General features: G+C 71.4%; 27 protein-coding genes and 1 pseudogene. 15 read left to right on the plus strand and 13 right to left on the minus strand.

The window, feature by feature from the left end; genetic code table 11:
* Positions 1 to 84: 84 nt before the first annotated feature.
* Entirely contained in the window at positions 85 to 849 is a 765-nt protein-coding gene (locus tag ACPU2J_RS22725) for a GntR family transcriptional regulator (protein ID WP_365488970.1), read from the minus strand.
* Positions 850 to 1,138: 289 nt separating this feature from the next.
* Here ACPU2J_RS22725 and ACPU2J_RS22730 point away from each other — a divergent pair, with 289 nt between their 5' ends.
* The 4 genes from ACPU2J_RS22730 to ACPU2J_RS22745 all read left to right on the plus strand — a co-directional run bounded on the left by ACPU2J_RS22730 (position 1,139) and on the right by ACPU2J_RS22745 (position 5,977).
* Positions 1,139 to 2,419 (plus strand): extracellular solute-binding protein, encoded by a 1,281-nt coding sequence (locus tag ACPU2J_RS22730; RefSeq protein ID WP_423833899.1) that lies wholly within the window; start codon positions 1,139 to 1,141, stop codon positions 2,417 to 2,419.
* 144 nt (positions 2,420 to 2,563) lie between these two features.
* Positions 2,564 to 3,583: a carbohydrate ABC transporter permease gene (locus ACPU2J_RS22735; protein ID WP_389068986.1), complete on the plus strand. Its 1,020-nt coding sequence runs from the start codon at positions 2,564 to 2,566 to the stop codon at positions 3,581 to 3,583.
* Positions 3,580 to 4,470, plus strand: a complete 891-nt coding sequence (locus ACPU2J_RS22740) for a carbohydrate ABC transporter permease (RefSeq protein ID WP_389068985.1) — start codon at positions 3,580 to 3,582, stop codon at positions 4,468 to 4,470. The genes ACPU2J_RS22735 and ACPU2J_RS22740 overlap by 4 nt, the downstream gene beginning before the upstream one ends.
* 7 nt (positions 4,471 to 4,477) lie before the next feature.
* Positions 4,478 to 5,977: a glycoside hydrolase family 3 protein gene (locus ACPU2J_RS22745; protein WP_389068983.1), complete on the plus strand. Its 1,500-nt coding sequence runs from the start codon at positions 4,478 to 4,480 to the stop codon at positions 5,975 to 5,977.
* 159 nt (positions 5,978 to 6,136) lie between these two features.
* On the opposite strand, the gene nagB is transcribed toward ACPU2J_RS22745, so the two are convergent.
* Positions 6,137 to 6,922, minus strand: coding sequence for a glucosamine-6-phosphate deaminase (gene nagB, locus ACPU2J_RS22750; protein WP_361591361.1), 786 nt, complete (start codon positions 6,920 to 6,922; stop codon positions 6,137 to 6,139).
* A gap of 184 nt (positions 6,923 to 7,106) precedes the next feature.
* Positions 7,107 to 7,868, minus strand: coding sequence for an SDR family oxidoreductase (locus tag ACPU2J_RS22755; protein WP_420079649.1), 762 nt, complete (start codon positions 7,866 to 7,868; stop codon positions 7,107 to 7,109).
* Positions 7,869 to 7,952: 84 nt separating this feature from the next.
* On the opposite strand from ACPU2J_RS22755, the gene ACPU2J_RS22760 reads away from it, so the two are divergent.
* Together ACPU2J_RS22760 and ACPU2J_RS22765 are read left to right on the plus strand one after the other, a co-directional pair.
* Positions 7,953 to 8,543 (plus strand): TetR/AcrR family transcriptional regulator, encoded by a 591-nt coding sequence (locus tag ACPU2J_RS22760; protein WP_420079648.1) that lies wholly within the window; start codon positions 7,953 to 7,955, stop codon positions 8,541 to 8,543.
* A gap of 407 nt (positions 8,544 to 8,950) precedes the next feature.
* The gene (locus tag ACPU2J_RS22765; RefSeq protein WP_361591684.1) at positions 8,951 to 10,423 is read left to right on the plus strand and encodes a sensor histidine kinase; all 1,473 of its coding nucleotides are present in this window, start codon (positions 8,951 to 8,953) and stop codon (positions 10,421 to 10,423) included.
* Positions 10,424 to 10,609: 186 nt separating this feature from the next.
* Here ACPU2J_RS22765 and ACPU2J_RS22770 read toward each other — a convergent pair whose 3' ends face one another.
* Together ACPU2J_RS22770 and ACPU2J_RS22775 are read right to left on the minus strand one after the other, a co-directional pair.
* The gene (locus ACPU2J_RS22770; protein ID WP_003953983.1) at positions 10,610 to 10,867 is read right to left on the minus strand and encodes a WhiB family transcriptional regulator; all 258 of its coding nucleotides are present in this window, start codon (positions 10,865 to 10,867) and stop codon (positions 10,610 to 10,612) included.
* A 324-nt stretch (positions 10,868 to 11,191) separates the two neighbouring features.
* A complete protein-coding gene (locus ACPU2J_RS22775) occupies positions 11,192 to 12,157 on the minus strand; it encodes a diacylglycerol/lipid kinase family protein (RefSeq protein WP_420079647.1) in 966 nt (321 codons plus the stop codon).
* An 83-nt stretch (positions 12,158 to 12,240) separates the two neighbouring features.
* Between ACPU2J_RS22775 and ACPU2J_RS22780 the strand changes: the two genes are divergently transcribed.
* Positions 12,241 to 12,696 carry a hypothetical protein gene (locus ACPU2J_RS22780; RefSeq protein ID WP_389068980.1) on the plus strand — a complete coding sequence of 152 codons (456 nt, stop codon included), beginning with the start codon at positions 12,241 to 12,243 and terminating at the stop codon, positions 12,694 to 12,696.
* A gap of 55 nt (positions 12,697 to 12,751) precedes the next feature.
* Here the strand turns inward: ACPU2J_RS22780 and ACPU2J_RS22785 are convergent, their stop codons facing one another.
* The 3 genes from ACPU2J_RS22785 to ACPU2J_RS22795 all read right to left on the minus strand — a co-directional run bounded on the left by ACPU2J_RS22785 (position 12,752) and on the right by ACPU2J_RS22795 (position 14,664).
* Positions 12,752 to 13,720, minus strand: a complete 969-nt coding sequence (locus ACPU2J_RS22785) for an RNA polymerase sigma factor SigF (protein ID WP_420082359.1) — start codon at positions 13,718 to 13,720, stop codon at positions 12,752 to 12,754.
* 65 nt (positions 13,721 to 13,785) lie between these two features.
* Complete coding sequence (locus ACPU2J_RS22790; RefSeq protein WP_360864799.1) at positions 13,786 to 14,199, minus strand: anti-sigma regulatory factor; 414 nt, start codon at positions 14,197 to 14,199, stop codon at positions 13,786 to 13,788.
* 204 nt (positions 14,200 to 14,403) lie between these two features.
* Positions 14,404 to 14,664, minus strand: a complete 261-nt coding sequence (locus ACPU2J_RS22795; RefSeq protein ID WP_365069650.1) for a UBP-type zinc finger domain-containing protein — start codon at positions 14,662 to 14,664, stop codon at positions 14,404 to 14,406.
* 55 nt (positions 14,665 to 14,719) lie between these two features.
* Here ACPU2J_RS22795 and ACPU2J_RS22800 point away from each other — a divergent pair, with 55 nt between their 5' ends.
* On the plus strand, positions 14,720 to 16,300 hold the full coding sequence (locus tag ACPU2J_RS22800) for a Na+/H+ antiporter (RefSeq protein WP_361591371.1): 1,581 nt from the start codon (positions 14,720 to 14,722) through the stop codon (positions 16,298 to 16,300).
* Positions 16,301 to 16,370: 70 nt separating this feature from the next.
* Here ACPU2J_RS22800 and ACPU2J_RS22805 read toward each other — a convergent pair whose 3' ends face one another.
* Together ACPU2J_RS22805 and ACPU2J_RS22810 are read right to left on the minus strand one after the other, a co-directional pair.
* On the minus strand, positions 16,371 to 17,321 hold the full coding sequence (locus ACPU2J_RS22805; protein WP_420079645.1) for a 1-aminocyclopropane-1-carboxylate deaminase/D-cysteine desulfhydrase: 951 nt from the start codon (positions 17,319 to 17,321) through the stop codon (positions 16,371 to 16,373).
* Between the two features lie 132 nt (positions 17,322 to 17,453).
* Positions 17,454 to 17,681, minus strand: a complete 228-nt coding sequence (locus ACPU2J_RS22810) for a hypothetical protein (protein ID WP_037919698.1) — start codon at positions 17,679 to 17,681, stop codon at positions 17,454 to 17,456.
* Positions 17,682 to 17,990: 309 nt separating this feature from the next.
* On the opposite strand from ACPU2J_RS22810, the pseudogene ACPU2J_RS22815 reads away from it, so the two are divergent.
* Both ACPU2J_RS22815 and ACPU2J_RS22820 read left to right on the plus strand, forming a co-directional pair.
* Positions 17,991 to 18,730 (plus strand): annotated as a pseudogene (locus tag ACPU2J_RS22815) (DUF5919 domain-containing protein).
* A 4-nt stretch (positions 18,731 to 18,734) separates the two neighbouring features.
* A complete protein-coding gene (locus ACPU2J_RS22820; protein WP_420079644.1) occupies positions 18,735 to 19,205 on the plus strand; it encodes an NUDIX domain-containing protein in 471 nt (156 codons plus the stop codon).
* A gap of 57 nt (positions 19,206 to 19,262) precedes the next feature.
* Here the strand turns inward: ACPU2J_RS22820 and ACPU2J_RS22825 are convergent, their stop codons facing one another.
* The 3 genes from ACPU2J_RS22825 to ACPU2J_RS22835 form a co-directional block, all read right to left on the minus strand.
* Entirely contained in the window at positions 19,263 to 19,853 is a 591-nt protein-coding gene (locus tag ACPU2J_RS22825) for an N-acetylmuramoyl-L-alanine amidase (RefSeq protein WP_365069639.1), read from the minus strand.
* 128 nt (positions 19,854 to 19,981) lie between these two features.
* Entirely contained in the window at positions 19,982 to 21,178 is a 1,197-nt protein-coding gene (locus ACPU2J_RS22830; protein WP_423833901.1) for a globin domain-containing protein, read from the minus strand.
* Positions 21,179 to 21,331: 153 nt separating this feature from the next.
* Entirely contained in the window at positions 21,332 to 21,781 is a 450-nt protein-coding gene (locus ACPU2J_RS22835; protein WP_420079641.1) for an RrF2 family transcriptional regulator, read from the minus strand.
* Positions 21,782 to 22,017: 236 nt separating this feature from the next.
* On the opposite strand from ACPU2J_RS22835, the gene ACPU2J_RS22840 reads away from it, so the two are divergent.
* From ACPU2J_RS22840 to ACPU2J_RS22860, 5 genes are all read left to right on the plus strand, one after another.
* Positions 22,018 to 23,424, plus strand: a complete 1,407-nt coding sequence (locus ACPU2J_RS22840; protein WP_423833902.1) for a family 2B encapsulin nanocompartment shell protein — start codon at positions 22,018 to 22,020, stop codon at positions 23,422 to 23,424.
* Positions 23,421 to 24,473 (plus strand): family 2 encapsulin nanocompartment cargo protein polyprenyl transferase, encoded by a 1,053-nt coding sequence (locus tag ACPU2J_RS22845; RefSeq protein ID WP_423834997.1) that lies wholly within the window; start codon positions 23,421 to 23,423, stop codon positions 24,471 to 24,473. The genes ACPU2J_RS22840 and ACPU2J_RS22845 overlap by 4 nt, the downstream gene beginning before the upstream one ends.
* A 125-nt stretch (positions 24,474 to 24,598) precedes the next feature.
* Positions 24,599 to 25,192, plus strand: coding sequence for a GNAT family N-acetyltransferase (locus ACPU2J_RS22850; RefSeq protein ID WP_361591381.1), 594 nt, complete (start codon positions 24,599 to 24,601; stop codon positions 25,190 to 25,192).
* Between the two features lie 146 nt (positions 25,193 to 25,338).
* Entirely contained in the window at positions 25,339 to 25,923 is a 585-nt protein-coding gene (locus tag ACPU2J_RS22855; RefSeq protein WP_420079639.1) for a dihydrofolate reductase family protein, read from the plus strand.
* Positions 25,924 to 25,959: 36 nt separating this feature from the next.
* The gene (locus tag ACPU2J_RS22860) at positions 25,960 to 26,163 is read left to right on the plus strand and encodes a hypothetical protein (RefSeq protein WP_420079638.1); all 204 of its coding nucleotides are present in this window, start codon (positions 25,960 to 25,962) and stop codon (positions 26,161 to 26,163) included.
* Position 26,164 lies beyond the last annotated feature (1 nt).

A 26,164-nucleotide genomic window follows, 5' to 3' on the forward strand; every position in this document is an offset into this window, starting at 1 on the left:
TCTACGGGGGAATGCCTGGTGAACGTAAGCCCCCGTCCGCATTCCGGTCGACGGATTCCGGTACGCGGGGCGGGGGCGCGGGGGTCAGGCGGTCGGCCGCTTGAGCCGGGCGACGAACTTGTAGCGGTCGCCGCGGTACACCGACCGCACCCATTCGACCGGTTCGCCGTCGGCGTCCAGGGAGTGCCGGGAGAGCATCAGCATCGGCAGTCCGACGTCGGTGCCGAGCAGTCCGGCCTCGCGCGGGGTGGCCAGGGAGGTCTCGATGGTCTCCTCCGCCTCGGCCAGGTGGACGTCGTACACCTCGGCCAGTGCGGTGTAGAGGGAGGTGTACTTGGCGAGGGAGCGGCGCAGCGCGGGGAAGCGCTTGGCCGACAGGTGGGTGGTCTCGATGGCCATCGGCTCGCCGCTGGCCAGGCGCAGCCGTTCGATGCGCAGGACCCGTCCACCGGTGTTGATCTTGAGGAGCCCGGCGAGGGTGTCGTCGGCGGTCACGTAGCCGATGTCGAGGAGCTGGGAGGTCGGCTCCAGTCCCTGCGCGCGCATGTCCTCCGTGTAGGAGGTCAGTTGGAGCGCCTGGGAGACCTTGGGCTTGGCGACGAAGGTGCCCTTGCCCTGGATCCGCTCCAGCCGTCCCTCGACGACCAGTTCCTGGAGGGCCTGGCGGACGGTGGTCCGCGAGGTGTCGAACTCGGCCGCGAGCGTGCGCTCCGGCGGCACCGGCGTCCCGGGCGGCATGGTTTCGGTCATGTCGAGCAAGTGCCGCTTGAGTCGGTAGTACTTGGGTACCCGGGCCGTGCGCGTGGCGGCCCCGCCGTCCGGCTCCGTGAGTGCCCCTTCGGTGGCCATCGCCGCCCGCCTTCCCGACTCCAGTTTCGCTGCCGTCACCGGCTCCTCCGATATGTGCGGTCACATGGTGACACGAGTGGGGGTACAGGCCTTCTCTCTCCCCAGGTGTCGGTCCGATAACGGACCGGGCACCCGCTCATTAGACCCTTGACACCCCTAAAGGTCTAGGCCAAGCTCCAGCTACTGGTCTACACCAATATGGATCAGATCCCAGCCCCACGGCAGTACTTCGCGTATGTCACCGCGGCGGGCAAGGGAAGTGCAGGCAGGCATCCCTGAGGAGGGTGGCGTGAAGCGCAAGCTCATCGCGGCGGTCGGTGTCGCGGGCATGATGGTCGGTCTCGCGGCGTGTGGCAATGGGGACGACGACACGGCCAAGGCCGACGCGGGTCCCAAGGAGATCACCGTCTGGGTCATGGACGGCTCCGCGCCGAAGGCCTGGATCGACGAGGTCAACAAGGAGTTCTCGGCCAAGCACCCCGGTGTGACGGTCAAGGTCGAGGAGCAGAAGTGGACCGGCATCCAGGAGAAGGTCACCACGGCCCTCTCCGAGAACAACCCTCCGGACGTCCTCGAACTCGGCAACACCCAGACCGCCGGCTACGCGGTCACCGGCGGCCTCGCCGACCTGACGAAGGACAAGGCCGCGCTCGGCGCCGACGCCTGGCAGAAGAGCATGCTCGCCTCGGCCGAGGTCGACGGCAAGCTCTACTCCGCCCCCTGGTACGCCGCCAACCGCGTGGTGGTCTACGACAAGAAGGCCTTCGCGAAGGCCGGCGTCACCCCGCCCACCACCCGTGACGAGTGGATCGCCGGCCTGGAGAAGCTGAAGGCGGCCGACCCGGCCACCCAGCCCATCTACCTGCCCGGCCAGAGCTGGTACGTCCTCGCCGGTCTCATCTGGGACGAGGGCGGCGACCTCGCCGTCAAGGACGGCGACAAGTGGAAGGGCTCCCTCGCCACCCCGCAGGCCGGCGCCGCGATGGAGTTCTACAAGAAGCTCCAGTCCTTCTCCACCGCCCCGAAGGACAAGGACGAGGCCACCCCGCAGCAGTCCACCGACATCGTCCCCAAGGGCGGCGTCGCCTCCTGGATCGGTCTCGGCTGGGAGGCCGGCGGTGCCGAGAAGGCCCTGAAGGACGCGGGCAAGGAAGCCGACTTCGGCTACTTCCCGATCCCGGGCAAGACCGCTGACAAGACCGGCACCGTCTTCCTCGGCGGCTCCAACCTCGCCGTCGCCGAGCGCTCCAAGAACAAGGAGCTCGCCAAGGAGTGGCTGGCCCTCGCCGCAGGCAAGGACCAGATGACCAAGTACGCCGCCGAGACCAAGGGCGCGCTGCTCCCGAACCAGACCGGTGCCAACTTCACCCCGGCCGCGGGCTCCTTCGCCGAGGCCATGGCCAAGGCCGGCGTCAACGGCAAGATCACCCCGGTCACCGCGGGCTGGGCGAACGTCGAGACCGAGCCGAACCCCATCAAGGAGTTCATGACCAAGGTCCTGAAGGGTGAGGACGCGGCCAAGGCCGGCGCCGAGGCGGACGCGGAGATCGCGAAGCGCATCAACAAGTAGTCCCGCCCGCAGTACTCGCAGTACTCGCAGTACCCGCAGGTCCCAGCAGTGTGAACGCACCGGGGGGTGCGGCAGGTGCCCGGACACCTGCCGCGCCCCCGGTCGCGCATTTGACTCCACAGTCAACCGCGAGGAAGCCAAGCCATGACCGTGCACTCCCAGGGAGCGGTGACCAGCGCTCCACAGGACGCACCACCGAAGTCCGCCGGACGGCCCCAGCCGCCGACCCCAGCAACCGGCGCCGGCCGTACGCCGCCTCGCGGAGGCAGAAAGCCGCTCCCCACCGGGTGGCTGCCCTACCTGCTGGTCGCGCCCGCGGTGCTCGCCCTCGCGACGCTCCTGCTGTACCCGCTGATCAAGAACGTGATCCTGTCCCTCCAGGACATCAACAAGGTCGAGTTCATCCAGCGGAAGTACCCCTTCGCGGGGCTCGACAACTACACCGAGCTCCTGGGTGACTCGGCCTTCTGGACCGTGGTCGTCCGCAGCTTCGCCTTCACCCTGGCCAACGTCGCGCTGATCATGGTGCTGGGAAGCCTCATCGGCATCCTGCTGAACCGGCTCGGCACGAAGATGCGCCTGGTCCTCTCCATGGCGCTGGTGATGGCCTGGGCCATGCCCATCGTCGCGTCGGTCCAGGTCTTCCGGTGGCTGTTCGACGAGCAGTTCGGCGTCATGAACTGGGTCATGCGCACCGCCGGCCTCTCCGGCTACGAGCAGCACAACTGGATGGAGACCGGCCTCTCCACCATGGTGATCGTCACGATCCTGGTGGTCTGGGGCTCCATCCCCTTCGTGGCCCTCAACATGTACGCGGGCCTCACCACGGTCGGCGCCGAGCTGTACGAGGCCGCCCGCATGGACGGCGCCAACGGCTGGCAGACCTTCTGGAAGATCGTCTTCCCGAACCTGAAGCCCTTCTTCCTCATCACCACCTTCCTCGAGGTGATCTGGGTCTTCAAGGCCTTCACCCAGGTCTACGCGATGAACAAGGGCGGCCCGGACCGCGGCTCCGAGATCCTCCCCGTCTTCGCCTACGTCGAGGGCCAGAGCCAGGCCCACTACGGCCTCGCCGCCGCGATCTCCGTCCTGACGATCCTGATCCTGATCATCGTCATGTCCTTCTACTTCCGCCTGATCCTGAAGCAGGAGGAGGAGCAGTGAGCACGACCACCGCCCCCAAGCCGGCGGCTCCCGAGCGGCCCGCGCAGCAGCTCCGCACCCGCCGCCCGGTGCGCCCCGCGGCCGTGGCCAAGAACCTCGGCGCGCTCCTGCTGGCCCTGGTCTTCGTCTTCCCCGTGTACTGGATGTTCTCGTCGGCCCTCAAGCCGTCCGACCAGATGCTCACGAAGGACCCCGTCTTCGTCTTCACGCCGACCCTGGACAACTTCACCAAGGCCACCGGCGTCGAGAACTTCTGGACGTACGTCACCAACAGCGTCCTGGTCACCGTCGGCGCCGTCGTGCTGGCCCTGCTCGTCGCCCTCGCCGCGAGCTTCGCCATCGCCCGCATGAGGTTCAGGGGCCGCAAGGGCCTGGTCCTGACCGTGATGATGGCCCAGATGGCCCCCTGGGAGGTCATGGTCATCGCGATGTACATGATCGCCCGCGACGGCGAGATGCTGAACAGCCTCCCGCTGCTGACGGCCATCTACTTCGTCATGATCCTGCCCTTCACCATCTGGACCCTGCGCGGCTTCATCGCCGCCGTCCCGGTGACCCTGGAGGAGGCCGCCCAGATCGACGGCTGCACCCGCGGCCAGGCCTTCCGCAAGGTGATCTTCCCCCTGCTGGCTCCCGGCCTGATGTCCACCTCGCTCTTCGGCTTCATCACCGCCTGGAACGAGTTCGCCATGGTCCTGATCCTCAACAAGGACAAGACCGCGCAGACCCTGCCGCTGTGGCTGACCGAGTTCATGACGGCCTTCGGCAACGACTGGGGTGCCACCATGGCCGCGTCCTCGCTCTTCGCGGTCCCGGTCCTGCTCATCTTCATCTTCCTCCAGCGCAAGGCCGTCGGGGGCATGACCTCCGGCGCAGTGAAGGGATGACGCCGTCATGACTGTCCTTGCGCACCGCGCCACCGCCTCCGACGAGGTCACCCGCGACGCCCTCGCCGTCCTCCAGCCCGGGTTCGAGGGCACCACCGCCCCCGCCTGGCTGCTGCGCCGGATCGGCGAAGGACTCACCGCCGTCGGCCTGTTCGGCCGCAACATCGCCTCCCCCGAGCAGCTCGCCGCCCTGACCGCGCAGCTGCGCGCGGAGCGGGAGGACGTCCTCGTCGCCATCGACGAGGAGGGTGGCGACGTCACCCGCCTGGAAGTGCGGGGCGGCTCCTCCTTCCCCGGCAACCTCGCCCTGGGCGCCGTCGACGACACCGCCCTGACCCGGGGCGTCGCCCACGAGATGGGCCGCCGCCTCGCCGAGTGCGGGGTCAACCTCAACTGGGCGCCGTCCGCGGACGTCAACTCCAACCCGGACAACCCGGTGATCGGCGTCCGCTCCTTCGGTGCCGACACCCACCTGACGGCCCGGCACACCGCCGCCTACGTCGAAGGACTCCAGGCCGCCGGCGTGGCCGCCTGCACCAAGCACTTCCCCGGGCACGGCGACACCAACGTCGACTCCCACCACGCGCTGCCGCGCATCGACGTGGACCTGGACACCCTCTCCGCACGGGAACTCGTCCCGTTCCGCGCCGCCATCGAGGCCGGGACCAAGGCCGTCATGAGCGCGCACATCCTGGTGCCCGCCCTCGACCCGACCCGCCCGGCCACCCTCAGCCCGCAGATCCTGACCGGACTGCTGCGCAAGGAACTCGGCTACGAGGGCCTCATCGTCACCGACGGCATGGAGATGAACGCCATCGCCGGCACCTACGGGATCGAGCGCGGCTCGGTGCTGGCCATCGCGGCCGGCGCCGACGCCATCTGCGTCGGCGGCGGACTCGCCGACGAGGACACCGTCCTGCGGCTGCGCGACGCCCTGGTCGCGGCCGTACGGGAGGGCACGCTCCCGCAGGAGCGCCTCGCCGACGCCGCCGCCCGGGTGCGGGCGCTGGCCGCGTGGACCGTGGCGGCCCGGCCGGACGCGCGGCCGGAGGGGGGCCGCGCGTCCGGCATCGGCCTCGCCGCCGCCCGCAGGGCCCTGGCCGTCACCGGTTCGGCGGGCCCGCTGACCCGCGCCTACGTCGCTACCCTCACCCCGGTCGCGAACATCGCGGTCGGCGACGAGACCCCGTGGGGCCTCGCCGACGAGCTCGCCGCCCTGGTGCCGGGGACCGTGTCGGGCCGCTACCCGCAGGGCGCCACGGCCGCGGACGTGCTGGCCGCGGCGGGGGACCGCACGGTCGTCGCGGTCGTCCGCGACGCCCACCGCCACCCGTGGATGACCGAGGCCCTGGACGCCCTGGTCGAGGCCCGCCCGGACACGGTCGTGGTCGAGATGGGCCTGCCGCGCGCCGAGCCCCGCGGGGCCCTGCACATCGCCACCCACGGCGCCGCCCGCGTGTGCGGACGTGCCGCCGCCGAGGTCATCGCGGCCGGCGCGGGGGTCTGACCCGCCCCGGCCCGCGAGCGGACCGCCTCGCCCCCCGGACAGGGGTCCGGAGGGCGAGGCGTGCGCCGGCCCGTACGGCCGGACCGGGGCCGGCGCACAGCGAAGGGCCGGTCCCTCCCCCTGCGGCGGGGGAGGGACCGGCCCTTCGTGCGTGCGGCTCTACAGGCCCTGCCAGGACGGCTTGTCGGCGTAGGTCTGGCGGAAGTAGTCGGCCAGCTTCAGCTTCGAGGCGGCGGCCTCGTCCACGACCACGGTCGCGTGCCGGTGCAGCTGCAGCGCGGAGGCCGGCACCAGCGCCGACAGCGGGCCCTCGACGGTCTGCGCGACGGCCTCGGCCTTCCCTTCGCCGGTGGCCAGGAGGACCAGGTGGCGGGCGTCGAGGATGGTGCCGATGCCCTGGGTGATGACGTGGTGCGGCACCTGGTCCATGTCGTCGCCGAAGAAGCGCGCGTTGTCCACGCGGGTCTGGTGGGTGAGGGTCTTGATGCGCGTGCGGGAGGCGAGCGAGGAGCAGGGCTCGTTGAAGCCGATGTGCCCGTCCGTGCCGATGCCCAGCAGCTGGAGGTCGACGCCCCCGGCCTCGGACAGGGCCCGGTCGTAGTCCTCGCACGCCGCCACGATGTCCTCGGCGGAGCCGTCGGGACCCATGAAGGAGGCCTCGGACAGGCCGAGGGGCTCTATGACCTCGCGCAGGACGACGGCCCGGTAGGACTCGGGGTGTCCGGCGGGCAGGCCGACGTACTCGTCGAGCTGGCAGATGCGGGCCGCGGAGGCGTCGACCTCACCGGCCGCGACCTTGGCCGCGAGGGCCTCGTAGACGGGCAGCGGGGTAGAGCCGGTCGCCACGCCGAGCAGGGCGTCGGGCTTGCGGCGTACCAGGGCGGCCATGGCCTCCGCGATGAGCTCTCCGCCTGCCTTGGCGTCCGGGACGATGACAACTTCCACGCGTGGCCTGCCGATCTGGAGTGGTGATGTGGTATAGACCAATCTAGCAGAGCGGGGCGGGTGCGGAGGGGGCTCCGGCCGTCTTTTCCATGGTGGTCCGGAACGGGGGGCCCGGCCTCCCGGGCCCGGTGCGCGGCCCGGCGGGTGCGCCGCCGGACCGCGCGCGGGAGCCGTGCCGGCGCGGCTACATCAGGGCGAGCTGCAGCCCGCCCGTGGCGTCCAGGTGCTGGCCGGTGACCCAGCGGGAGTCGTCCGAGGCCAGGAAGGCCACCACGTCCGCCACCTCCTGCGCCGTCCCCACCCGGTGGAAGACCGAGCGGGCGGCCAGGTGCGCCCGGGTCGCCGGGTCCGCGAGGAGGGCGGCGTTCAGGTCGGTCTCGGTGATCCCCGGCCCCACCGAGTTCACGGTGATCCCCCGCGGGGCCAGCTCGGCCGCCAGTGAGCGCGTCATCGCGTTCGCCGCGCCCTTGGCCGCCACGGTGGCCAGGATCGCGGGCAGGGCGAGGTCGGGCGTCCCGGTCACGTTCACGATCCGGCCGCCGTCCCGCAGCCGGTTCAGCCCGTACTTGATCACGAAGAACGGGGCCTTGGCGTTGAGCGCGTGCGCCCGGTCCCAGGCCTCCTCGTCGGTGTCCTCGATCCCGGCGAAGGCGGCCGCCCCCGCGTTGTTGACGATGACGTCCACCTCCTCGGTGTGCTCGGGGTGGGCCGCGTACGCCGCCCAGAGGGCCTGTGCGTCGCCGGGCACCCCGAGCTCCGCCCGGACCGCGAACGCCCGTCCGCCGGCCGCCCCGATCGCCGCCACCGTCTCCGCGGCCGCGTCCGCGTCGCGCCCGTAGTGCACCGCGACCAGCGCCCCGTCCCGTGCCAGCCGCTCCGCCACGGCCCGTCCGATGCCCCGGCTGCCGCCCGTGACCAGGGCCGTCCTTCCGTCGAGCACGCCCATGACGCGCCCCCCTCCGCATTTCCGTAATGGTCGCTACAGAAGGGACCGTACCAGATTGACTAGCGACCGCTATAGAATCCGGGGATGGTGACCGGACAGCGCGGCAGGCCCCGCTCCTTCGACCGCGACGCCGCCCTCGACAAGGCCATGACCGCCTTCTGGGAGCGCGGGTACGAGGCGACCTCCATCGCGGACCTCACCGCCTCGATCGGCATCGGCGCGCCCAGCCTCTACGCCGCCTTCGGTGACAAGCGAAAGCTCTTCGACGAGGTCGTGGTGGTGTACGGGAGCCGGTACGGGGACTTCGCCGCCGTGGCGCTCGCCGAGGAGCCCACCGCCCGCGCGGCGGTCGAGCGGGTGCTGCGCGAGGCCGCCGAGGTCTACACCGACCCTGCCCACCCGCGGGGCTGCATGGTGCTCAGCGCGGCCGTGAACACCACCTCCGACGAGGTGGCCGAGACCCTGCGCGAGCGGCGCGCGGCGAACCTGGCCCTGTTCGAGAGCCGGATCCGCGCCGACGTCGCGGCCGGGGTGCTGCCCCCCGACACGGACGCGTCGGCACTGGCGCGGTACGCGGGGGCGGTGCTCCAGGGGATGTCCCAGCAGTCGCGCGACGGGGCGACCCGGGAAGAACTGCGGGCGGTGGCGGAGCGGGCCCTGCTGGCCTGGCCCTGACGTCGGGGCGGGCGCCCGGAGGCGGCGGCCTGCGGGGCCCGGCCGGCTGCGGCGCCGTGGATCGTTCCTCTGGGCCACGGTGCAGGACGGGACCCTCAACCCGCCCGGCACCGTAGCCCGGAGTACTTACGGCCGTCAGGTGTGCGGTTCCCGGCGGCCGGTGCGAGGTGCCTGCGCAGTCAGGGCAGAGTGCGCCGCTCCCTCGATCCGTCCTCCTGTGCGGGGAGGGCGGAGACTGTGGGTCAATTCTGGACTAGACCATTCTGTTCTGTCCATCCAATGACGGTGTACGGAAACCCGTCACTTCCTCCAACAGTACGCGGAGTGAACCCCTCCTGGATACTCCCGAGTACCGGCGTGGGGAAAGTCATCACGCGTACCCGGGGTACGCTCGCCACGTGCCCTCCATGAACGACCTCGTACGCCAGCACACCGCTCTCGGTGAAACCGACCTGGAGTGGCTGCACCTGCTGGTCTCGGAGTGGCAGCTGCTCTCCGACCTCTCCTTCGCCGACCTCGTGCTGTGGGTGCCCACCCTCGACGGCACGCGGTACGTCTCGGTCGCCCAGATGCGCCCGAACACCGGTCCGACCTCCTACCAGGACGACATGGTCGGCCACCTGGTGCCGCGCGGCCGCCGCCCGCTGCTCGACGCCGCGCTCGACGAGGGCCGCATCGTGCGCGAGGGCGACCCGGAGTGGCGCGAGGAGGTCCCGGTCCGCGTCGAGTCGATCCCCGTCCGCCGCGAAGGACGGGTACTCGGAGTGATCGCCCGGAACACCAACCTGCTCACCGTGCGTACACCGAGCCGGCTGGAGCTGACCTACCTGCAGTCCGCCTCGGACCTCGCGCAGATGATCGCCGCGGGCTCCTTCCCCTTCCCCGGGCAGCAGGTCGACATGGACGCCTCCCCGCGCGTCGGGGACGGCCTCATCCGCCTGGACGCCGACGGCGTGGTCACCTACGCCTCCCCGAACGCGCTGTCCGCCTACCACCGCCTCGGCCTCGCCTCCGACCTGGTCGGCCAGGACCTCGGCGCCACCACGGCCGAACTCGCCCCCTCCCGCGGCCCCGTGGACGAGGCACTGGTCAAGCTCGCGAGCGGCTGGGCCCCCCGGGAGACCGAGGTCGAGGGCAACGGCGGCGTCATCCAGCTGCGCGCCATCCCCCTCAAGCCCAAGGGGACCCGGATCGGCTCCCTGGTGCTCTGCCGCGACGTCACCGAACTGCGGCGCCGCGAGCGCGAACTGATCACCAAGGACGCCACCATCCGGGAGATCCACCACCGGGTGAAGAACAACCTCCAGACGGTGGCGGCGCTGCTGCGCCTCCAGGCCCGCCGGATGGACTCGCCGCAGGGGCGCGAGGCGCTCAACGAGGCGGTGCGCAGGGTCGGTTCGATCGCGATCGTGCACGAGACGCTCTCTCAGAACCTCGACGAGCGCGTCGAGTTCGACGAGATCGCGGACCGCGTGATCGCGATGGTCTCGGAGATCTCGCCGGGCAAGGTCGACTGCCGGCGCACCGGCCGCTTCGGGATCCTGGACGCCGAGGTCGCCACGCCCCTGTCGATGGTGCTCACCGAGATCCTGCAGAACGCCCTGGAGCACGCCTTCCCCGAGGAGGGTGCGCGGGGCGCGGTGGAGGTGTCCGCGATGCGTTCGGGGACCGGCCGCACGGACGGACGCCTGCTGATCACCGTGGTCGACGACGGCAAGGGCCTGCCCGAGGGCTTCGACCCCCAGCGGGCCGGCAACCTCGGGCTGCAGATCGTACGGACCCTCGTGGAGGGGGAGCTCGGCGGGACCTTCGACATGGTCCGGGCGGAGCCGCGCGGCACGAAGGTGGTCCTCGACCTGCCCTCCAGCCCGCAGAAGTAGCGGCCCGCAGATGGAGCGGCCGGACCGTCACCTTGCGTGATCGGGCCCGCTCCGGGGCCCCTCACGCACCGTAGCCGCCGCACAGCACTGAGCCCCGGACCGGTTGACCCGGTCCGGGGCTCAAGAGCACGTTGCTGAGCGCTTGTTCGGTACTACGCGCTGCGCGTCGAGGCTCGAAAGTCGTTGTCAGGCGCTGGCGTTGCGCGCCCGGTTGCGAGCGGCGCGGCGCTTCATGGCGCGGCGCTCGTCCTCGCTGAGACCGCCCCAGACACCGGAGTCCTGACCGGACTCGAGCGCCCACTGCAGGCACTGCTCCATGACGGGGCAACGGCGGCAGACGGCCTTGGCTTCCTCGATCTGCAGCAGCGCGGGACCGGTGTTGCCGATGGGGAAGAAGAGTTCCGGGTCTTCCTCGCGGCAAACGGCGTTGTGACGCCAGTCCATGGCTGCTCCATCTCCTTGTATTGCGGGCAGGTTGCTTGTGAATGTGAACGCTTTCACGAATCCCCCCGTGAGGGAAGGGCGACCGCCCGGTTTCACGCGGGTGATCAGTCAGAGATTCGTGGAGGGGTTCTGGCGGTCTGTGTGGGTGCCGGGTCTTGCGGGCTGTCCCGATCGCCATGAAGAGATTCGCAAACCTCGGACGGGGATACAACCCCTTCCGGAAAGTTTTTTTTGATTCGTCGGTGTCTACTAGGTCACAGCCCTACATCGTGAGGGTGGACCGGCGCGTAAACGTTCGAGTGAAAGGCCCCGAGGGCCTTCTACTCACACAATCACACGCAGTGCACGGCGTACGCCTGTGAACCGAACGCTGGTGCGCAGTCCGAGGTGATCGCCGTCCATCTGGAACGGAAGCGGAACCTTCGAATGCAAGGTGAAGTCGGTCAGATCGTGCAGAGACACCGCGTGCTTGCCGTGTGGACCCCGTTCAGGAGTGGAGGTCAGGAGCTGTGTCGCGTACCGAGCGACCGCCGGAGTTGACAAACGGTTCAGTGCCAATACGTCAAGCGCAGTATCGAACGACGCCTCCGGGGAGGCGTAAAGCGGACGATTCCCCAGATACGTCCAGGGTGAGGTGTTGCACACTATCGACAGCACCAGGTCGGTCACCGGGTCCGCGCCGGGGCGTTCCAGCGTCACCGTGCCGTGCCGGCGGTTGGGCTCCTCCCAGAACTGCCGCATCAGCTGTCGTACGTACAGTGCGTGCGTCGAACGCTTGCCCCGTTCGCGCTGCTGCTCGACCCGGCCCACCACGCCCGCGTCGAAGCCGAAGCCGGCGCAGAAGGTGAACCAGCGCGCCGGCACCCCTTCGTCCTCCGTGCCCGGGGCGCCCGCGGCCAGACCGAGGCCCACCGTCCGCTCGCGCTCCTCGCGCAGCGCGTCGAGCAGGGCGCCGGTCGCCTGCACCGAATCGTTGGGCAGCCCGAGGGCGCGGGCGAAGACATTGGTGGACCCGCCGGGCACCACCGCCAGCCGGGGCAGCCGCGCGGGGTCCGGCCCGTTGTGGAGGAGGCCGTTCACGACCTCGTTCACCGTGCCGTCGCCGCCGAGCGCCACGACCAGGTCGAGCCCCTCGTGGGCGGCCTTGCGTCCGAGGTCCCGGGCGTGCCCGCGGTACTCGGTGGTGACCGCCTCCAGCTTCATCTCGCTGGCCAGGGCGTGGATCAGGACGTCGCGCGTGCGCGCACTGGTGGTCGTCGCTGCTGGGTTGGCCACGAGAAGTGCACGCATGTGCGCCAGACTACCCACCCCGTCCCGGGCCGACCCTACTGCCCGTCCCCTCCGTGCTCCGGGGGCGGGGCTACCCTGCTGGGGTGAGTAAGAAGCAGCCCGCGAAGACCCCCGCCCCCGCCGCCGAGCCGGCCGCCGTGCCGAGCGCCGCGCTGCCCGGCCGGCTGACCGCCGCCGCCGTGCTCACCGCCCTGGAGGGCCTGGCGCTGGCCGGCCTCGGTGTCTACATGCTGTTCGTGGGCATCGCCGGCGACCCCGACTCCCCGCAGCAGGCCGAGACGGGCGGGATCACCCTGCTCGCCCTCGCCGCGCTGCCGCTGGTCGCGGCCCGCGGGCTGCGCCTGGGCCGCCGCTGGAGCCGCGGCCCGGCGCTGATCACCCAGCTGATGGCGATGCCGGTGGCCTGGACCCTGTACACGACCGGCGGCGCGATGGTCGCCGCCGCCGTTGCCCTCGCCGCTGCCGCGGTGGCCGTCGTCGTCCTGCTGGTGAACCCGACGGCGACCGAGGCACTCGGCATCGGCGAACCTTCCCGCTGAGGTCCTGCCGAGGTCCTGCCGATGTCCCGCCGAGGCGCCCGGCCCCGGTCGGGGCCTACTCCTCGACGAGGAGCTTCTCGCGGAGCTGGGCCAGGGTGCGGGCCAGCAGGCGCGAGACGTGCATCTGGGAGATGCCGACCTCCTGCGCGATCTGCGACTGCGTCATGTTGCCGAAGAACCGGAGCAACAGGATCCGCTTCTCTCGCGGCGGCAGTCCCTCCAGCAGGGGCTTGAGGGACTCGCGGTACTCGACGCCCTCCAGCGCCTCGTCCTCCGCGCCCAGGGTGTCCGCGACCGCCGGCGACTCGTCGTCGGTGTCCGGGACGTCCAGGGACAGCGTGCTGTAGGCGTTGGCGGACTCCAGCCCCTCCAGCACCTCCTCCTCGGAGATGCCCAGCCGCTCGGCCAGCTCGTGCACCGTCGGGGAGCGGCCGTGCTGCTGGGACAGTTCGGCCGTGGCCGTCGTCAGCGAGAGCCGCAGCTCCTGCAGCCGCCGCGGCACGCGCACCGCCCAGCCCTTGTCGCGGAAGTGGCGCTTGATCTCGCCGACCACCGTGGGCGTGGCGTACGTGGAGAACTCCACCCCGCGGTCGGGGTCGAACCGGTCCACCGACTTGATCAGGCCGATGGTCGCGACCTGCGTCAGGTCGTCGAGCGGCTCGCCGCGGTTGCGGAAGCGCCGCGCCAGGTGCTCGACCAGCGGCAGGTGCATCCGTACGAGCCGGTTGCGCAGCTCGGCCTTCTCCGGGGAGCCGTCGGGCAGGGCCCGCAGCTCGACGAAGAGGGCCCGCGCACTGCTGCGGTCCCGCGGATCGGGCAGCGCCGCCGGCGGCGGGGACACCGGGAACACCGGCAGCCCCTCCGCCGGCGCCGCGGCCTCCGGAAGCCCCGCCGGCCGCGCCGGCTGTGACTGGTCGTGCTGGTTCTCGCTCATAGGGCCCGCCCGTCGCTCCGCCGAGTCCAAAAAGCCGTCTTCCGCATCCGCGTCGGCAGGGTGCGGCCGGGCGTGCTGCTGTTCCGGGATGCCGCCGTCGGCCTCGTGTCGAACCCGGGGCCGATCACCGCCCCGTACTGGGGTCTCCCCGCCGCTCACGCCGGGCCTGGTCCCGCGCCGCGCTGTTTGTAGAGACTGATGCTCACCGTCCGGTCCTCCTCGACCGTGGACTCCACCTTGCCGGCGAGCGCCGACAGGACCGTCCACGCGAACGTGTCACGCTCCGGCGCGCGCCCGTCCGTGGTCGGAGCCGAGACGGTCACCTCCAGCGAATCGTCGATCAGCCGGAAGACGCAGCTGAGGACGGAGCCCGGCACGGCCTGCTGGAGCAGGATCGCGCAGGCCTCGTCCACCGCGATGCGGAGGTCCTCGATCTCGTCGAGGGTGAAGTCCAAACGTGCCGCGAGACCGGCCGTGGCCGTTCGCAGCACCGACAGGTAGGCACCCGCAGCGGGCAGCCGGACTTCCACGAAGTCCTGAGTCCCGGGCTCGCCTGCGATCTGGGACACCCTCACCTCCAAGGTGGTACGAGCTCTGTTCGCCGGTGACGCTACCGCGATCCGGTCGATCGTGTCGCGGCACCCCTGCTGGCGCCCGCTCGGAGCACCCGCCTTGCGGCCAGTGACTGATGGTAGGCCCATGGGTACGCTCAGTGGCTAGGGGTCTGCGGGGTTCAAATCCGGGGAGCCGGCGGAGGGTTGATCTACCCCGCCTCAGACGATCGAACCGTCGACGAAACACCATCGCCAGGTCTCGCCCGGCTCGAAGCTCCGCATCACGGGATGGCCGGTCTCCTGGTGGTGTGCCGTGGCGTGCCGGAAGGGCGAGGAGTCGCAGCACGCAACATACCCGCATCCCAGACACATCCGCAGTTGCACCGGATGACTGCCGACGGCCAGACATTCGGGGCACGTCTGGTCAGACGGGACCGGTTCGGGGCGCGGCAGTTCGGCAACGTGAGTGCACTCGCTCATGATGGCCAGCGTACGGCCAGGGTGCGGGCGCGCGACGGATGAGGATGGATCTTCCATGGAGGTATTGCCGCTGGTGGGGCTGGTGGCGTTCAGCGCGGCCATCGCGGGCCTCGCGCGCCGCACCCCGGTGCCGGCGCCCCTGCTGCTGGTCGCCGCCGGACTCGCGGCCTCGTACGTCCCGGGCGTGCCCGAATACGCCCTCGACCCGCACATCGTGCTGCCGCTGCTGCTCCCGCCGCTGCTGCACACCGCCGCCGTGGACAGCTCGTACCTGGACATGAGGGCCAACATCCGGCCCATCGCCATGCTGTCCGTCGGCTACGTGCTCTTCGCGACGCTGGTGGTCGGCTACGCCGCCTACCTGGTGGTGCCCGGGCTGTCGCTGCCGGTGGCCCTGGTGCTGGGCGCGGTCATCGCCCCGCCGGACGCGGTCGCCGCCACCGCCATCGCCCGCCGGCTCGGGCTGCCGAACCGCATGACGACCATCCTCCAGGGGGAATCCCTGGTCAACGACGCGACCGCGATCACCGCCTACAAGGTGGCGCTGGCCGCCGCCGTCGGCGTCAGCGCGGGCTGGGCGGGCGGGATCGCGGAGTTCCTGCTCGCCTCGGTGGGCGGCATCGGCGTCGGCCTGCTCCTCATGGTGCCGATCCACCAGCTGCGCAAGCGGCTGAAGGAGCCGCTCCTGCAGAACACCCTGTCGCTGCTCATCCCGTTCGTGGCGTACGCGGCGGCCGAGCGGGTGCACGCCTCCGGAGTGCTGGCGGTCGTCGTCGTCGCCCTGTACCTGGGGCACCGCAACTGGCAGGTCGACTTCGCCACCCGGCTCCAGGAGGAGGCCGTCTGGAAGATGGTGGCCTTCATCCTGGAGTCGGTGGTCTTCGCGCTGATCGGACTCCAGCTGCCGGTGGTGCTCCTGGGGCTCGGGGAGTACGAGGGCGCCGCGGCGGCCTGGTACGCGGTCGCGGTGTTCCTCGTGGTCGTGGTGGCCCGCTTCGTGTGGGTGTTCCCGGCGACCTTCGTGCCGCGCATGCTGTCGCCGCGGATCCGCGCGCGGGAGCCCGGGACGGACTGGAAGGCGCCGGTGATCGTCGGATGGGCCGGCATGCGCGGCGTGGTCTCGCTGGCCATCGCCTTCTCGGTGCCGATGACGGTGCCGCACCGCAACCTGATCCTCTTCCTCACCTTCACGACGGTCATCGGCACGCTGGTGATCCAGGGGCTGACGCTGCCGCCGCTCATCAAGGTGCTGAAGCTGCCGCCGAAGGACGTGCAGGCCGAGACCCTCGCCGAGGCCCAGGCCCAGAGCGAGGCCTCGCGGGCGGCGGAGGAGCGGCTCGCGGAACTGCTGGAGGAACCGGAGAACTCCACCCTGCCGCCGCCGCTGGCCGACCGGCTGAGGACGGTCCTGGAACGGCGGCGGAACGCGGTGTGGGAGCGGCTGGGCGAGGTCAACGCGCTGACGGGGGAGTCGGCGGACGACGTCTACCGGCGGCTCGCGCGGGAGATGATCGAGGCGGAGCGGGAGGTCTTCGTGACCCTGCGGGACCAGCGCCGCATCGACGACGAGATGCTGCGGGTGCTGCTGCGCCGCCTGGACCTGGAGGAGGCGGCGGCCTTCCGCGAGGAGGCCTGACCCTCCCCGTGCCCCCGTGCCCCTGTGCCCCCGTGCCGCGCCGCCTCCGGGGAGGGCCCGGGGGCGGGGGTTACGGGCGGCCGGTGACGATCGCGGCGAGGGTCGTGCCGCGGGGGAAGGCGTCGTCGGCGGCCAGGGCCGCCAGGGCCCACAGCAGCTTGGCGACGTAGATCCGCTCCACCGGGAACCCGTGCCGGGCCCCGAAGCCGGCGGCGAACTCCTCCAGCTCCGCGGGCACGCGGGCGTAGCCGCCGTGGTGGAAGCCCTCGGCGAGGGACCAGGAACCGGCCGGGCCGCCGAAGGCCGCCAGCTGGAGGGAACGTATCTCCCCCTCCAGGAACCCGCCCGCGAGGACCGGTACGCCCAGCGCCCGCTGCTCCGGGGCCAGCCCGGCGGCGAGCCCGGCCAGGGTGCCGCCGGTCCCGCAGGCGACCGCCACCACGTCGGCGGCACCCCGCAGCTCCCGGCCGAGTTCGGCGCAGCCGCCGAGGGCGAGCGCGTTGCTGCCGCCCTCGGGGACCACGTACGCGCCGTCGGCGCCGGCCTCCCGTACCAGCCGCGCCAGCTCCTGGGGATCGGCCTTGGCCCGGTAGCGCGACCGGGAGACGAAGTGCAGCCGCATGCCGTCCGCCGCGCAGCGGGCGAGGGAGTCGTTCAGGGGCCGCCCGGCGAGCTCGTCGCCGCGCACGATGCCGGTGGTCGGCAGCCCGAGCAGCCGGCCCGCGGCCGCGGTGGCCCGCAGATGGTTGGAGTAGGCGCCGCCGAAAGTGACGATCCGCTCGTGCCCGCCCGCGACGGCGGCCAGGAGATTGGGGGCGAGCTTGCGCCACTTGTTGCCGGGAGGGTACAGGTCCACTGGTCCAAGTAGGTCCGTGTCCCACGGGATGGTGGTGTGGATCAGGTCGTCCCGCTTCAGCAGCAGGCGGACGCCGTGCCGCTCGAACCGCTCGTCATGGATCTCCTGCAATGGGGACGGCGGGCGCGGCTGCAAGAGCACGTCAAGGTTCGCGGGGCGGTTCACCCGTCCATTGTGGGGCGCGCCCGTCCTCGCCGTCGCACGTCAGAGCCCCGCCCACACGGTTCGGGTCGTGTGAGCGGGGCCGAAGCCGGCGCGCTGGACTGCCTTGCTCGCCGTCGCCCAGCGGGCCGGGGTCTACGCGTCGCGGCTGACCCGGGCGTGATCGGTGAACACGCGCCGGAACAGGTCGTGCCCGGTCCGCCCGGCGTGCCGGAGCGCCCAGTCCTGCGGCCCTTCCTGTTCGTCGTGCGCGCCCGACTCGGCTCCGCAGCCTTCGGCGACGCAGAACGCCTCGTAGGTCACCCCGCCCTCTGGGGCGTGCCGAATGGTGTGGGGGACGTAGCGCAGCACGGCGCGGGTCATCGGCTCACCTTCGTGTGGGGGTGCTGACGGATCTCGACGTTGCAGTCCACGACCCCTGACAGGTCCCGCAGCCGGTAGCACTCCGCGCGCTGAACGACCAGGGCCGCACACACGTCGCACGTCGGGTCCGTCGGATCGGGATCGGGCACCGGAAACGGATCACGCTGTTCGACCTGCTGCCACAGTCCCCGCACCATTCCGGATCCCTTCGTACCTCGCTGGTACCGGGATCGTCGCCGTGGTGATCGGGACGGGGGAACCTCGTACGTTTCCCACTTCGGGACGTCCCACGGCCTGTAGAACGTCCCTATGCAGAACGAGCGGTTAAGGGCCCTGATGGCATCGGGCGGCTGGACTCATGAGTCGCTGGCGAGCGCCACGGGCGTCGATCCGAAGAGCGTGGAACGCTGGGTCAACCTCGGACGCACCCCACGGCGGGCACGGCGCTGTTGGCTGCCGAGACGCTGGGCGAGGACGTCCACGCATTGTGGCCGGCGCTGAGACAGGCCCGTGCCGCGCGGGCCGTCAGTCCCGAACTGGTGGCGCTGTACGACCAGCGAGCGGACCTTCCCGTTTCCGTGTTCGTGGACCTGCTGACGTCCGCTCGCGAGCGGATCGACGTGCTGGTCTATGCGGCGGTGTTCCTGCACGAGGCGTATCCCCGCATGAACGAACTCCTTCGGGAACGTGCGGCCGACGGCTGTACGGTCCGGATCGCCATCGGTGACGCGGACAGCGAGAACGTCCGGCAGCGTGGACAGGAAGAGAGATTCGGGCACGGCATCGAATCCCGCTGCCGTCTCGCCCTCATGCACTACCGACCCTTGGCCGACGTTCCCGGCATCGAGCTTCGAACGCACGACACGACCCTCTACAACAGCCTGTACCGGGCGGACGACGAAGCCTTGATCAATGCCCATGTCTGGGGTGTGAATGCGTACGGTGCGCCCGTGTGGCACCTTCGCCGCCACGAAGCCGGGGGCATCTTCGACACCTACGCCGAGAGCTTCGACGCGGTGTGGGAGACAGCTCGTCCCGTGGAGGAGTGACCCGATGGCCCGGACCGAGTACTACGACGATCCCCACGCGCCTGCGCCGAACAGCATGGTGGTGGCGGCCTCCGCCGTCGTCGCGGACGACCGGGGCCGGATCCTGCTGCAACGGCGCCGTGACAACGGCCTGTGGGCCCTGCCCGGCGGCGGGATGGACCTCACGGACTCCCTCCCCGGAACGGCCGTCCGAGAGGTCAAGGAGGAGACGGGCCTCGACGTGGAGATCACGGGACTGGTCGGCACCTACACGGACCCGAAGCACATCATCGAGTACAGCGACGGCGAGGTCCGCCGCCAGTTCAACGTCTGCTTCACGGCCCGCATCGCCGGGGGCACGCTGGCGATCTCGGACGAGAGCACGGAACTCCGCTTCGTGGAGCCGGCCGAGTTGGGGGCCTTGCCCATGCACCACACCCAGCGTCTGCGGCTGCGGCACTTCCTGGAGGGGCGCCCCGCCCCGTACCTCGGCTGAGGGGGCGGCGTGGGGCCGGGCGTCCGCCGGGGTGGGCGGACGGCCGGCGGGGGTGGGTCACTTCAGGCGTTCGGCGATGCGGTCGCGCAGGGAGGCCATGGTGAAGCCTCTCGGGTCGATCTTGCCGGGCTGCCATTCGAGGTGGCCGATCACGGAGCGGGCCGTCCAGCCGTGAACCCGGCAGAGGGCCGCCGCCGCGCGGGCCATCGCGTCGAGCTGGACCGCGGGCCACGGGTCCTTGCCGTCGCCGAGGTTCTCGCACTCGAAGCCGTAGAAGTGGCGGTTGCCGTCGGTGTCGGTCTCGTTGTCGGGAGGGAGGCGCTTCTCCGCGATCACCGCCGCGAGGACGTCCGAGTCGCCCCGGCCCGCGTGGTTGGCGCGGCCGTAGCCGACCAGGTGGACGCGTCCGTCCTTGGCGATCACGCCGTGGCAGAGCGGGCCGGGGAGGTCGCTGTGACCGTTGCGGCAGAGTTCGACGGTGAAAGGGGTTCCGCGGGTGACGGTGTGATGGATCATCACCCCGTGCACGGGGCCCCAGGGGCCCTTGTGGTTGCGGTTGTGGGTGCGCCAGGCGCCGACCTCGACGACGGTCAGGCCTTCGCCCCGTAGTGCGTTGATGAACCGGTCCGCGGACATGGGTGCGGCCATGGCCGCCTCCCTTCGTGCGGTGCGCGACGGACACCCCATGTGTCCGTATCGTCACGCTCCGGTTTAGTGGAGGCGGCCCTTCCGCGGCTAGTGTTTTCGTACGGCGAGCGAGCGGATCCGGACAGCCGTCATGTGGAGGCGAGCCACAGGTCGGGGCCGAACACCTCGTAGCGGACGGCGGACGCCGGGACGCCCTTGGCGAGCAGCTGCTCGCGCACCGCGCGCATGAAGGGGAGCGGCCCGCACAGGTACGCGAGGGTCCCCGGGGCGACGGTCACGCCGGAGAGGTCCATGAAGCCGGTGGTGTCGCCCGGCTCCGCCCCCTCCTCGTACCAGAACCGGGCCGTGGCGTCGGCCAGCTTGTGCGTCAGGGCGCGGTGGTCGTCCCGCAGGGCGTGGTCCGCGGGGGAGCGGTCGGCGTGCAGCACCGTCACGGGGGCGGCGTGCCCGGTCTCGGCGAGGTGCTCCAGCATCGACAGCATCGGGGTGCAGCCGATGCCGGCCGAGGCGAGCAGGACCGGCGCCCCGGAGTCCTCCAGCGTCAGATCGCCGCAGGGGAGGGAGACCCGCAGGGTGTCGCCGACGCGGACGCGGGTGTGCAGGTGGTGGGAGACCTCGCCGTCGGGGCCGTCCGCGGCGGGGCCGTGGACCCGCTTGACGGTGATCGCGCGGACCGGGGAGCCGGGGGCGGTGGACAGGCTGTACTGGCGGATCTGGCGTGCCCCGTCGGGCAGTTCGACCTGGACGGAGACGTACTGGCCGGGCAGGTGCGCGGGCGCCGGGCGGCCGTCGGCGGGGGTCATCCGGAAGGTGGTGCAGTCGGCCGTCTCGGCCACCCGTCCGGTGACGGTCCACTCGCGCCACACGTCCCCGGCGGCGGTCCGGCGCTCGGCGTAGAGGCGGTCCTCGATGGCGATGAGGGCGTTCGCCATCAGCCAGTACACCTCGTCCCAGGCGCGGGCGACCGCCGGGGTGACGGCCTCGCCGAGGACCTCGGCGATCGCCTCGAAGAGGTGGAGGTGGACGACCTCGTACTGCTCCCGGGTGACACCGAGGCTGGCGTGCTTGTGGGCGATCCGGCCCAGCATCACGTCGGGGCGGGTGTCCGGGTGGGCGAGGAGGTGGGTGGCGAAGGCGGCGATGGAGCCGGCGAGCGCCTGCTTCTGCAGGCCGGCGTTCTGGTTGCCCCGGTTGAAGAGGTCCCGGAGCAGCTCCGGGTGGGCCGCGAAGAGCTTCGCGTAGAACAGCTCCGTTATGTCGCCGATGGCCGCCCCGACGGCGGGGAGGGTGGCTCGTACGGTCGCGGTCGACGTCTCGGACAGCATGCGGGACTCCTCGTGTGCGTGTGCGGGTGGAGCAATAAATCGGCATCTTAGATGCGTATTTTTGGGTGCAGGGGTCCGTGGTGATGCGGACTTCTGTTCGATCTCTCGCCGGGGTTTGATCCGGGCGGGTGGGGGAGCGGCGCTAACCGGCCATCAGTCCGCCCCAGCGGGTGACCTGCCGGAAATGCCCAGCAGCAGCGGTCCGGTCGGGGCTGCCACCAGGTCGTTCACCGTCAGGTCGTCCAGTGCGGCGAAGAAGGCCTCCTGGGCCCGGCGCAGCGCGCCGCGCAGCAGGCAGGCGCCGCGCAGGGGGCAGGGGGTGATGCCGTCGCAGTCCACGACGTCCCCGGCGCCCTCCAGTTCGCGGACCACCGCGCCCACCGAGGCGGCCCGGCCGGCGGAGGTCAGCGCGAGCCCGCCGCCGCGGCCCCGGCGCGCCTCGACCAGGCCGAGATGCTGCAGCCTGGCGACCACTTTGGCCGTGTGGGTGTAGGGGACCTCCATCGAGGACGCCACCTCGCGCGTGGTCGGGAGGTCCGTCTCCTCGACGGCGAGGCGCATCAGGGTGCGCAGCGCCAGGTCGGTGAATCGCGTGAGCCGCATGGGTCCACCGTAGGAAACTTGCATCAGAGATACAAATTAAGCGGCGAGGGCTCTCCGTGGTTGGCCGAAAAGAGCCGGTCCCGGGGTCGTCGGGCGGGCCGCCCGGGTGGAGTGCGGTCCGAGAGAGTTCCCACACCCGGACGGAGTAGTCCCACCCTTTTGTGTAATGGTCCCACCACGTTGCGTGCTGCAAGGCTGCCTCCCGCAGATCCATGGAGTGATCGAAAGGGAAAGACATGTCGGTCCAGGCAGGTTCCGAGTCCGAGGTCCAGGCACCGCAGAGCAGTCTGGGGACGGCGGCCGCACGGAACTTGGCAACCACGACCAAGTCCGCGCCGCAGATGCAGGAGATCACCTCCCGGTGGCTGCTGAAGATGCTGCCCTGGGTCTCCGTGCAGGGCGGCACCTACCGCGTCAACCGCCGCCTGACCTACTCGGTCGGCAACGGCGTCGTGGAATTCGTCCAGACGGGGTCCCAGGTCCAGGTGATCCCGGCCGAACTGGGCGAGCTGCCCCTGCTGCGCGACTACGACGACCTCGACGTCCTCGGCGAACTCGCCCAGCGCTGCCGCCAGATCGACTTCGAGCCCGGCCAGGAGCTCACCTCCTTCGGCAGCCCCTCGGACCAGGTCTTCCTCCTCGCCCACGGCCGCATCGAGCACATCGGCCCCGGCCCGTACGGCGAGGACGCCGTCCTGCGGACCGTCGCCGACGGCGCCTACTTCGGCGAGGGCGCCCTCGTCGATGAAGAATCGATTTGGGAGTACACCGCGCGCGCCGCGACCTCGGGCACCGTGCTGTCCCTCTCCCGCCAGGACTTCCAGCTTCTCGCCGACCGCGTCGAGTCCCTGCGCGAGCACGTCGACCGCGTGCGCTCCGCCCCCTCCCGGCCGGCCAACACCTTCGGCGAGGCCGAGATCGAGCTCTCCGCCGGCCACCGCGGCGAGGCCCTCCTGCCGCGCACCTTCGTGGACTACGAGGCCCGCCCGCGCGAGTACGAGCTCTCCATCGCCCAGACCGTCCTGCGGGTCCACACGCGCGTCGCCGACCTCTACAACCAGCCGATGAACCAGACCGAGCAGCAGCTCAGGCTCACGGTCGAGGCGCTGCGCGAGCGCCAGGAGCACGAGATGCTCAACAACCGCGACTTCGGGCTGCTCCACAACGCCGACTACGACCAGCGCATCCAGCCGCACGACGGCGCGCCCACCCCCGACGACATGGACCAGCTGCTCAGCATGCGGCGCGGCTCCAAGCTCTTCCTGGCACACCCCAAGGCCATCGCCGCCTTCGGTCGCGAGTGCAACAAGCGCGGCATCTACCCGGAGACCGTGGACGTCGACGGCCACCGGGTGCCGGCCTGGCGCGGGGTGCCGATCTTCCCGAGCAGCAAGATCCCGATCAGTGACGCCCGCACCACGTCCATCCTCTGCATGCGCACCGGCGAGGACGACCAGGGCGTGATCGGCCTGCACCAGCCGGGCATCCCGGACGAGATCGAACCGAGCCTGTCGGTCCGCTTCATGGGGATCAGCGAGCAGGCGATCATCTCCTACCTGGTCACCGCGTACTTCTCCGCGGCGGTACTGGTCCCCGACGCGCTCGGTGTGCTGGAGAACGTCGAGATCGGCCGTTGGCGCTGAGCGGCGTGCAGATCATCGCGACCGGCGAGGGCCAGGAGGCCGCGGCCCTGCTGGAACGGACGAGGGAAGCGGTCGACCCGGAACTGCGCCGCACGGTGGAGAGCCTGCCCGGTCCGATGCGGCGTGTGGCGATGTACCACTTCGGCTGGGAGGACGAGGACGGCACCCCGGCCGCGGGCGGGGCGGGCAAGGCCATCCGTCCGGCGCTGGTGCTGGCCGCGCTCCAGGCCCTGCAGGGGCCGGGGGGCGGTCCGGTCGGGCACGCCGTACGTCCGGCGGCGGCCGTGGAGCTGGCCCACAACTTCACGCTGCTGCACGACGACGTGGTCGACAAGGACGACCGGCGGCGCGGCCGGGCCACCGCGTGGACCGTCTTCGGCACGCCGGACGCGATCATCACGGGCGACGCCATGATGATGCTCGCACTGCGGCTGCTCGCGGAGGACCCGCACCCGGCCTCGGCGGCCGCCTCCTCGCGGCTGGCCGACTGCATCATCGAGCTCTGCGCCGGGCAGCAGGCCGACTGCGCCTTCGAGAGCCGTCCGCACGTCACCCTCGACGAGTGCCTGGCCATGGCGACGGCCAAGACCGGGGCGCTGCTCGGATGCGCGTGCGCGCTCGGCGCGCTGTACGCGGGTGCCGGGCCCGACGAGGTCGACGCAATGGACGCCTTCGGCCGGGAGGCCGGGCTGGCCTTCCAGCTGATCGACGACCTGATCGGCATCTGGGGGGACCCCGGGCACACCGGCAAGGCCGCCGGGGCCGACCTGGTCGCGCGCAAGAAGTCCCTGCCCGTCGTGGCGGCGCTCACCTCGGGCACCGCGGCGGGGGAGGAGCTGGCCGGGCTGTACGCGGGTCCCATGACCGGGGACGACGTGCGCCGGGCCGCCGAGGCGGTGGACCGGGCCGGCGGGCGCGACTGGGCGCAGGCGCACGCGGCGGACCGGATGGGCCGGGCGGTGCAGCAGCTGTCCCGGGCCGTGCCGGACCTCGCGGCGGCGGGCGGCCTGCTGGCACTGGCGGAGTTCGTGACGCGCCGGACGAGGTGATCGTCCCAGGATGCGGGGGGAGGCCCGTTCCGGCACCGCCCGGTGCCGGAACGGGCCTTACCGCATGAGGGCGCCAACTCTAGGATCGCTGACGGTTGTTGACACGTGAGCGAAGGGTGTGACCAGTGGTGCTGGAGATACGTCAGGCGACCGACTCGGACCGGGACGCGGTGGCGCGGCTGCTCGACGAGGCCTTCCGCAGCGACCCGGTGAGCAGCTGGGTGTTCCCGGACCCGGGCCACCGGGCCGCCGTGCACGGGAAGTTCCTCGGCGTCTTCGTGGACGTGGCGCTGGCCGAGGGTCGGATCGACTACGCGGCGGACGGCTCGGCGGCGGCGCTGTGGCTGCGGATCCCGGCCGGTGAGCCGGAGGGTGAGGACGAGGTCCCGGCGAGGATGCGGGCCGTGGCCGACCCGGACAACGAGCGGTGCGAGCTGGTGGGCCGGCTGACGGGCGCGGTGCACCCGACGGCCGAGGAGCACGAGTACCTGCTGATGATCGCGGTGGCGCCCGGCCGGCAGGGCGAGGGGCTGGGCACCGAGCTGATGCGGCCGGTGCTGGAACGGTGCGACCGCGAGGGCGTGCCGGCCTACCTGGAGGCGAGCAGCGAGCGCAGCAAGGGCCTGTACGAGCGGCTCGGCTGGGAGTTCACGGGGGAGGCGGTGCGGCTGCCGGACGGCCCGCTGATGTGGCCGATGTGGCGCAAGCCGCGCGGCTGACGGCTGGCGGCCGGCGGCGGATCCGCGGCGGAGCCGGGCGCGGGCCGTCGCGTCCGGCCCGCGGAAATCCTTGCGTAACCACTACACCTGAAGTACTTTCGTCGTCGTGCTCCGATGGGGGCAGCCGTCCGACGAAAGAGAATCGCTTGCGCAGGCTCACGTACTTCATCGCCACCTCCGTCGACGGGTTCATCGGGGCCCCCGACGGCGACGGCGAGTTCTTCAACTCCCACGTGGACCCCGAGTTCCTCGACCACCTCATGACCGAGTACCCGGAGACCATCTCCGCCCTGGGCCGCGAGCACCTCGGCATCGCCGACCGCGCCCCCCGGCACTTCGACGCGGTCGTCATGGGGCGGCGCACCTACGAGCCGGGCCTCAAGGTGGGCATGACCAGCCCCTACGGCCACCTGCCCGAGCAGTACGTCGTCAGCCGCTCCCTGGCCACCGCCCCGGACCCGCAGGTGCGGCTGCTCGGCGGGGACCTGGTGGCCGCCGTCCGCGAGCTGAAGGCACGCGACGGCCTCGGCATCTGGCTCTGCGGGGGCGCCGACCTCGCCACGCAGCTGATCGACGAGATCGACGAGTTCGTCGTCAAGACCTACCCGGTCTTCCTCGGCACCGGCATGCCGATGTCCCGGGCCGGCTTCGGGCAGCGCCCCCTGGAGCTCACCGGGTCCCGGACCTTCGGCGGCGGCCAGACCGTCACCGGCTACGCCGTCCGGCGCTGACCCGCCGAACGCGCGAAACCGGCCTACCGTGGAGGTATGGCCGGTGAACAGCAGCAGCGCGCACACCCGACGGTGGCCCCGCACGCCGGACACGAACAGCGGATGTGTCCGGCGTGCGGCCGCCACGTCGAAACGGTGGTCGGGCGGCGGAAGTCCCTCGGGATCTTCGTCCCGGTGTGGAGCCGGGGTCCCTGCCGGAACCCCGACTGCCGCGACTTCACGCAGCCCGACGGGCGGTGAT

The sequence above is a fragment of the Streptomyces manipurensis genome (genome assembly GCF_049570255.1).
Classification (GTDB): Bacteria; Actinomycetota; Actinomycetes; order Streptomycetales; family Streptomycetaceae; genus Streptomyces; species Streptomyces manipurensis.

What these genes read in the sequence shown, in the direction of transcription:
- ACPU2J_RS22725 (WP_365488970.1), bottom strand. Translation starts at nt 849, where the DNA reads ATGGCCACCGAAGGGGCACTCACGGAGCCGGACGGCGGGGCCGCCACG.
- ACPU2J_RS22735 (WP_389068986.1), top strand. Translation starts at nt 2,564, where the DNA reads ATGACCGTGCACTCCCAGGGAGCGGTGACCAGCGCTCCACAGGACGCA.
- ACPU2J_RS22745 (WP_389068983.1), top strand. Translation starts at nt 4,478, where the DNA reads ATGACTGTCCTTGCGCACCGCGCCACCGCCTCCGACGAGGTCACCCGC.
- ACPU2J_RS22755 (WP_420079649.1), bottom strand. Translation starts at nt 7,868, where the DNA reads ATGGGCGTGCTCGACGGAAGGACGGCCCTGGTCACGGGCGGCAGCCGG.
- ACPU2J_RS22760 (WP_420079648.1), top strand. Translation starts at nt 7,953, where the DNA reads ATGGTGACCGGACAGCGCGGCAGGCCCCGCTCCTTCGACCGCGACGCC.
- ACPU2J_RS22765 (WP_361591684.1), top strand. Translation starts at nt 8,951, where the DNA reads ATGAACGACCTCGTACGCCAGCACACCGCTCTCGGTGAAACCGACCTG.
- ACPU2J_RS22770 (WP_003953983.1), bottom strand. Translation starts at nt 10,867, where the DNA reads ATGGACTGGCGTCACAACGCCGTTTGCCGCGAGGAAGACCCGGAACTC.
- ACPU2J_RS22775 (WP_420079647.1), bottom strand. Translation starts at nt 12,157, where the DNA reads ATGCGTGCACTTCTCGTGGCCAACCCAGCAGCGACGACCACCAGTGCG.
- ACPU2J_RS22795 (WP_365069650.1), bottom strand. Translation starts at nt 14,664, where the DNA reads ATGAGCGAGTGCACTCACGTTGCCGAACTGCCGCGCCCCGAACCGGTC.
- ACPU2J_RS22800 (WP_361591371.1), top strand. Translation starts at nt 14,720, where the DNA reads ATGGAGGTATTGCCGCTGGTGGGGCTGGTGGCGTTCAGCGCGGCCATC.
- ACPU2J_RS22810 (WP_037919698.1), bottom strand. Translation starts at nt 17,681, where the DNA reads ATGACCCGCGCCGTGCTGCGCTACGTCCCCCACACCATTCGGCACGCC.
- ACPU2J_RS22820 (WP_420079644.1), top strand. Translation starts at nt 18,735, where the DNA reads ATGGCCCGGACCGAGTACTACGACGATCCCCACGCGCCTGCGCCGAAC.
- ACPU2J_RS22825 (WP_365069639.1), bottom strand. Translation starts at nt 19,853, where the DNA reads ATGGCCGCACCCATGTCCGCGGACCGGTTCATCAACGCACTACGGGGC.
- ACPU2J_RS22830 (WP_423833901.1), bottom strand. Translation starts at nt 21,178, where the DNA reads ATGCTGTCCGAGACGTCGACCGCGACCGTACGAGCCACCCTCCCCGCC.
- ACPU2J_RS22835 (WP_420079641.1), bottom strand. Translation starts at nt 21,781, where the DNA reads ATGCGGCTCACGCGATTCACCGACCTGGCGCTGCGCACCCTGATGCGC.
- ACPU2J_RS22840 (WP_423833902.1), top strand. Translation starts at nt 22,018, where the DNA reads ATGTCGGTCCAGGCAGGTTCCGAGTCCGAGGTCCAGGCACCGCAGAGC.
- ACPU2J_RS22860 (WP_420079638.1), top strand. Translation starts at nt 25,960, where the DNA reads ATGGCCGGTGAACAGCAGCAGCGCGCACACCCGACGGTGGCCCCGCAC.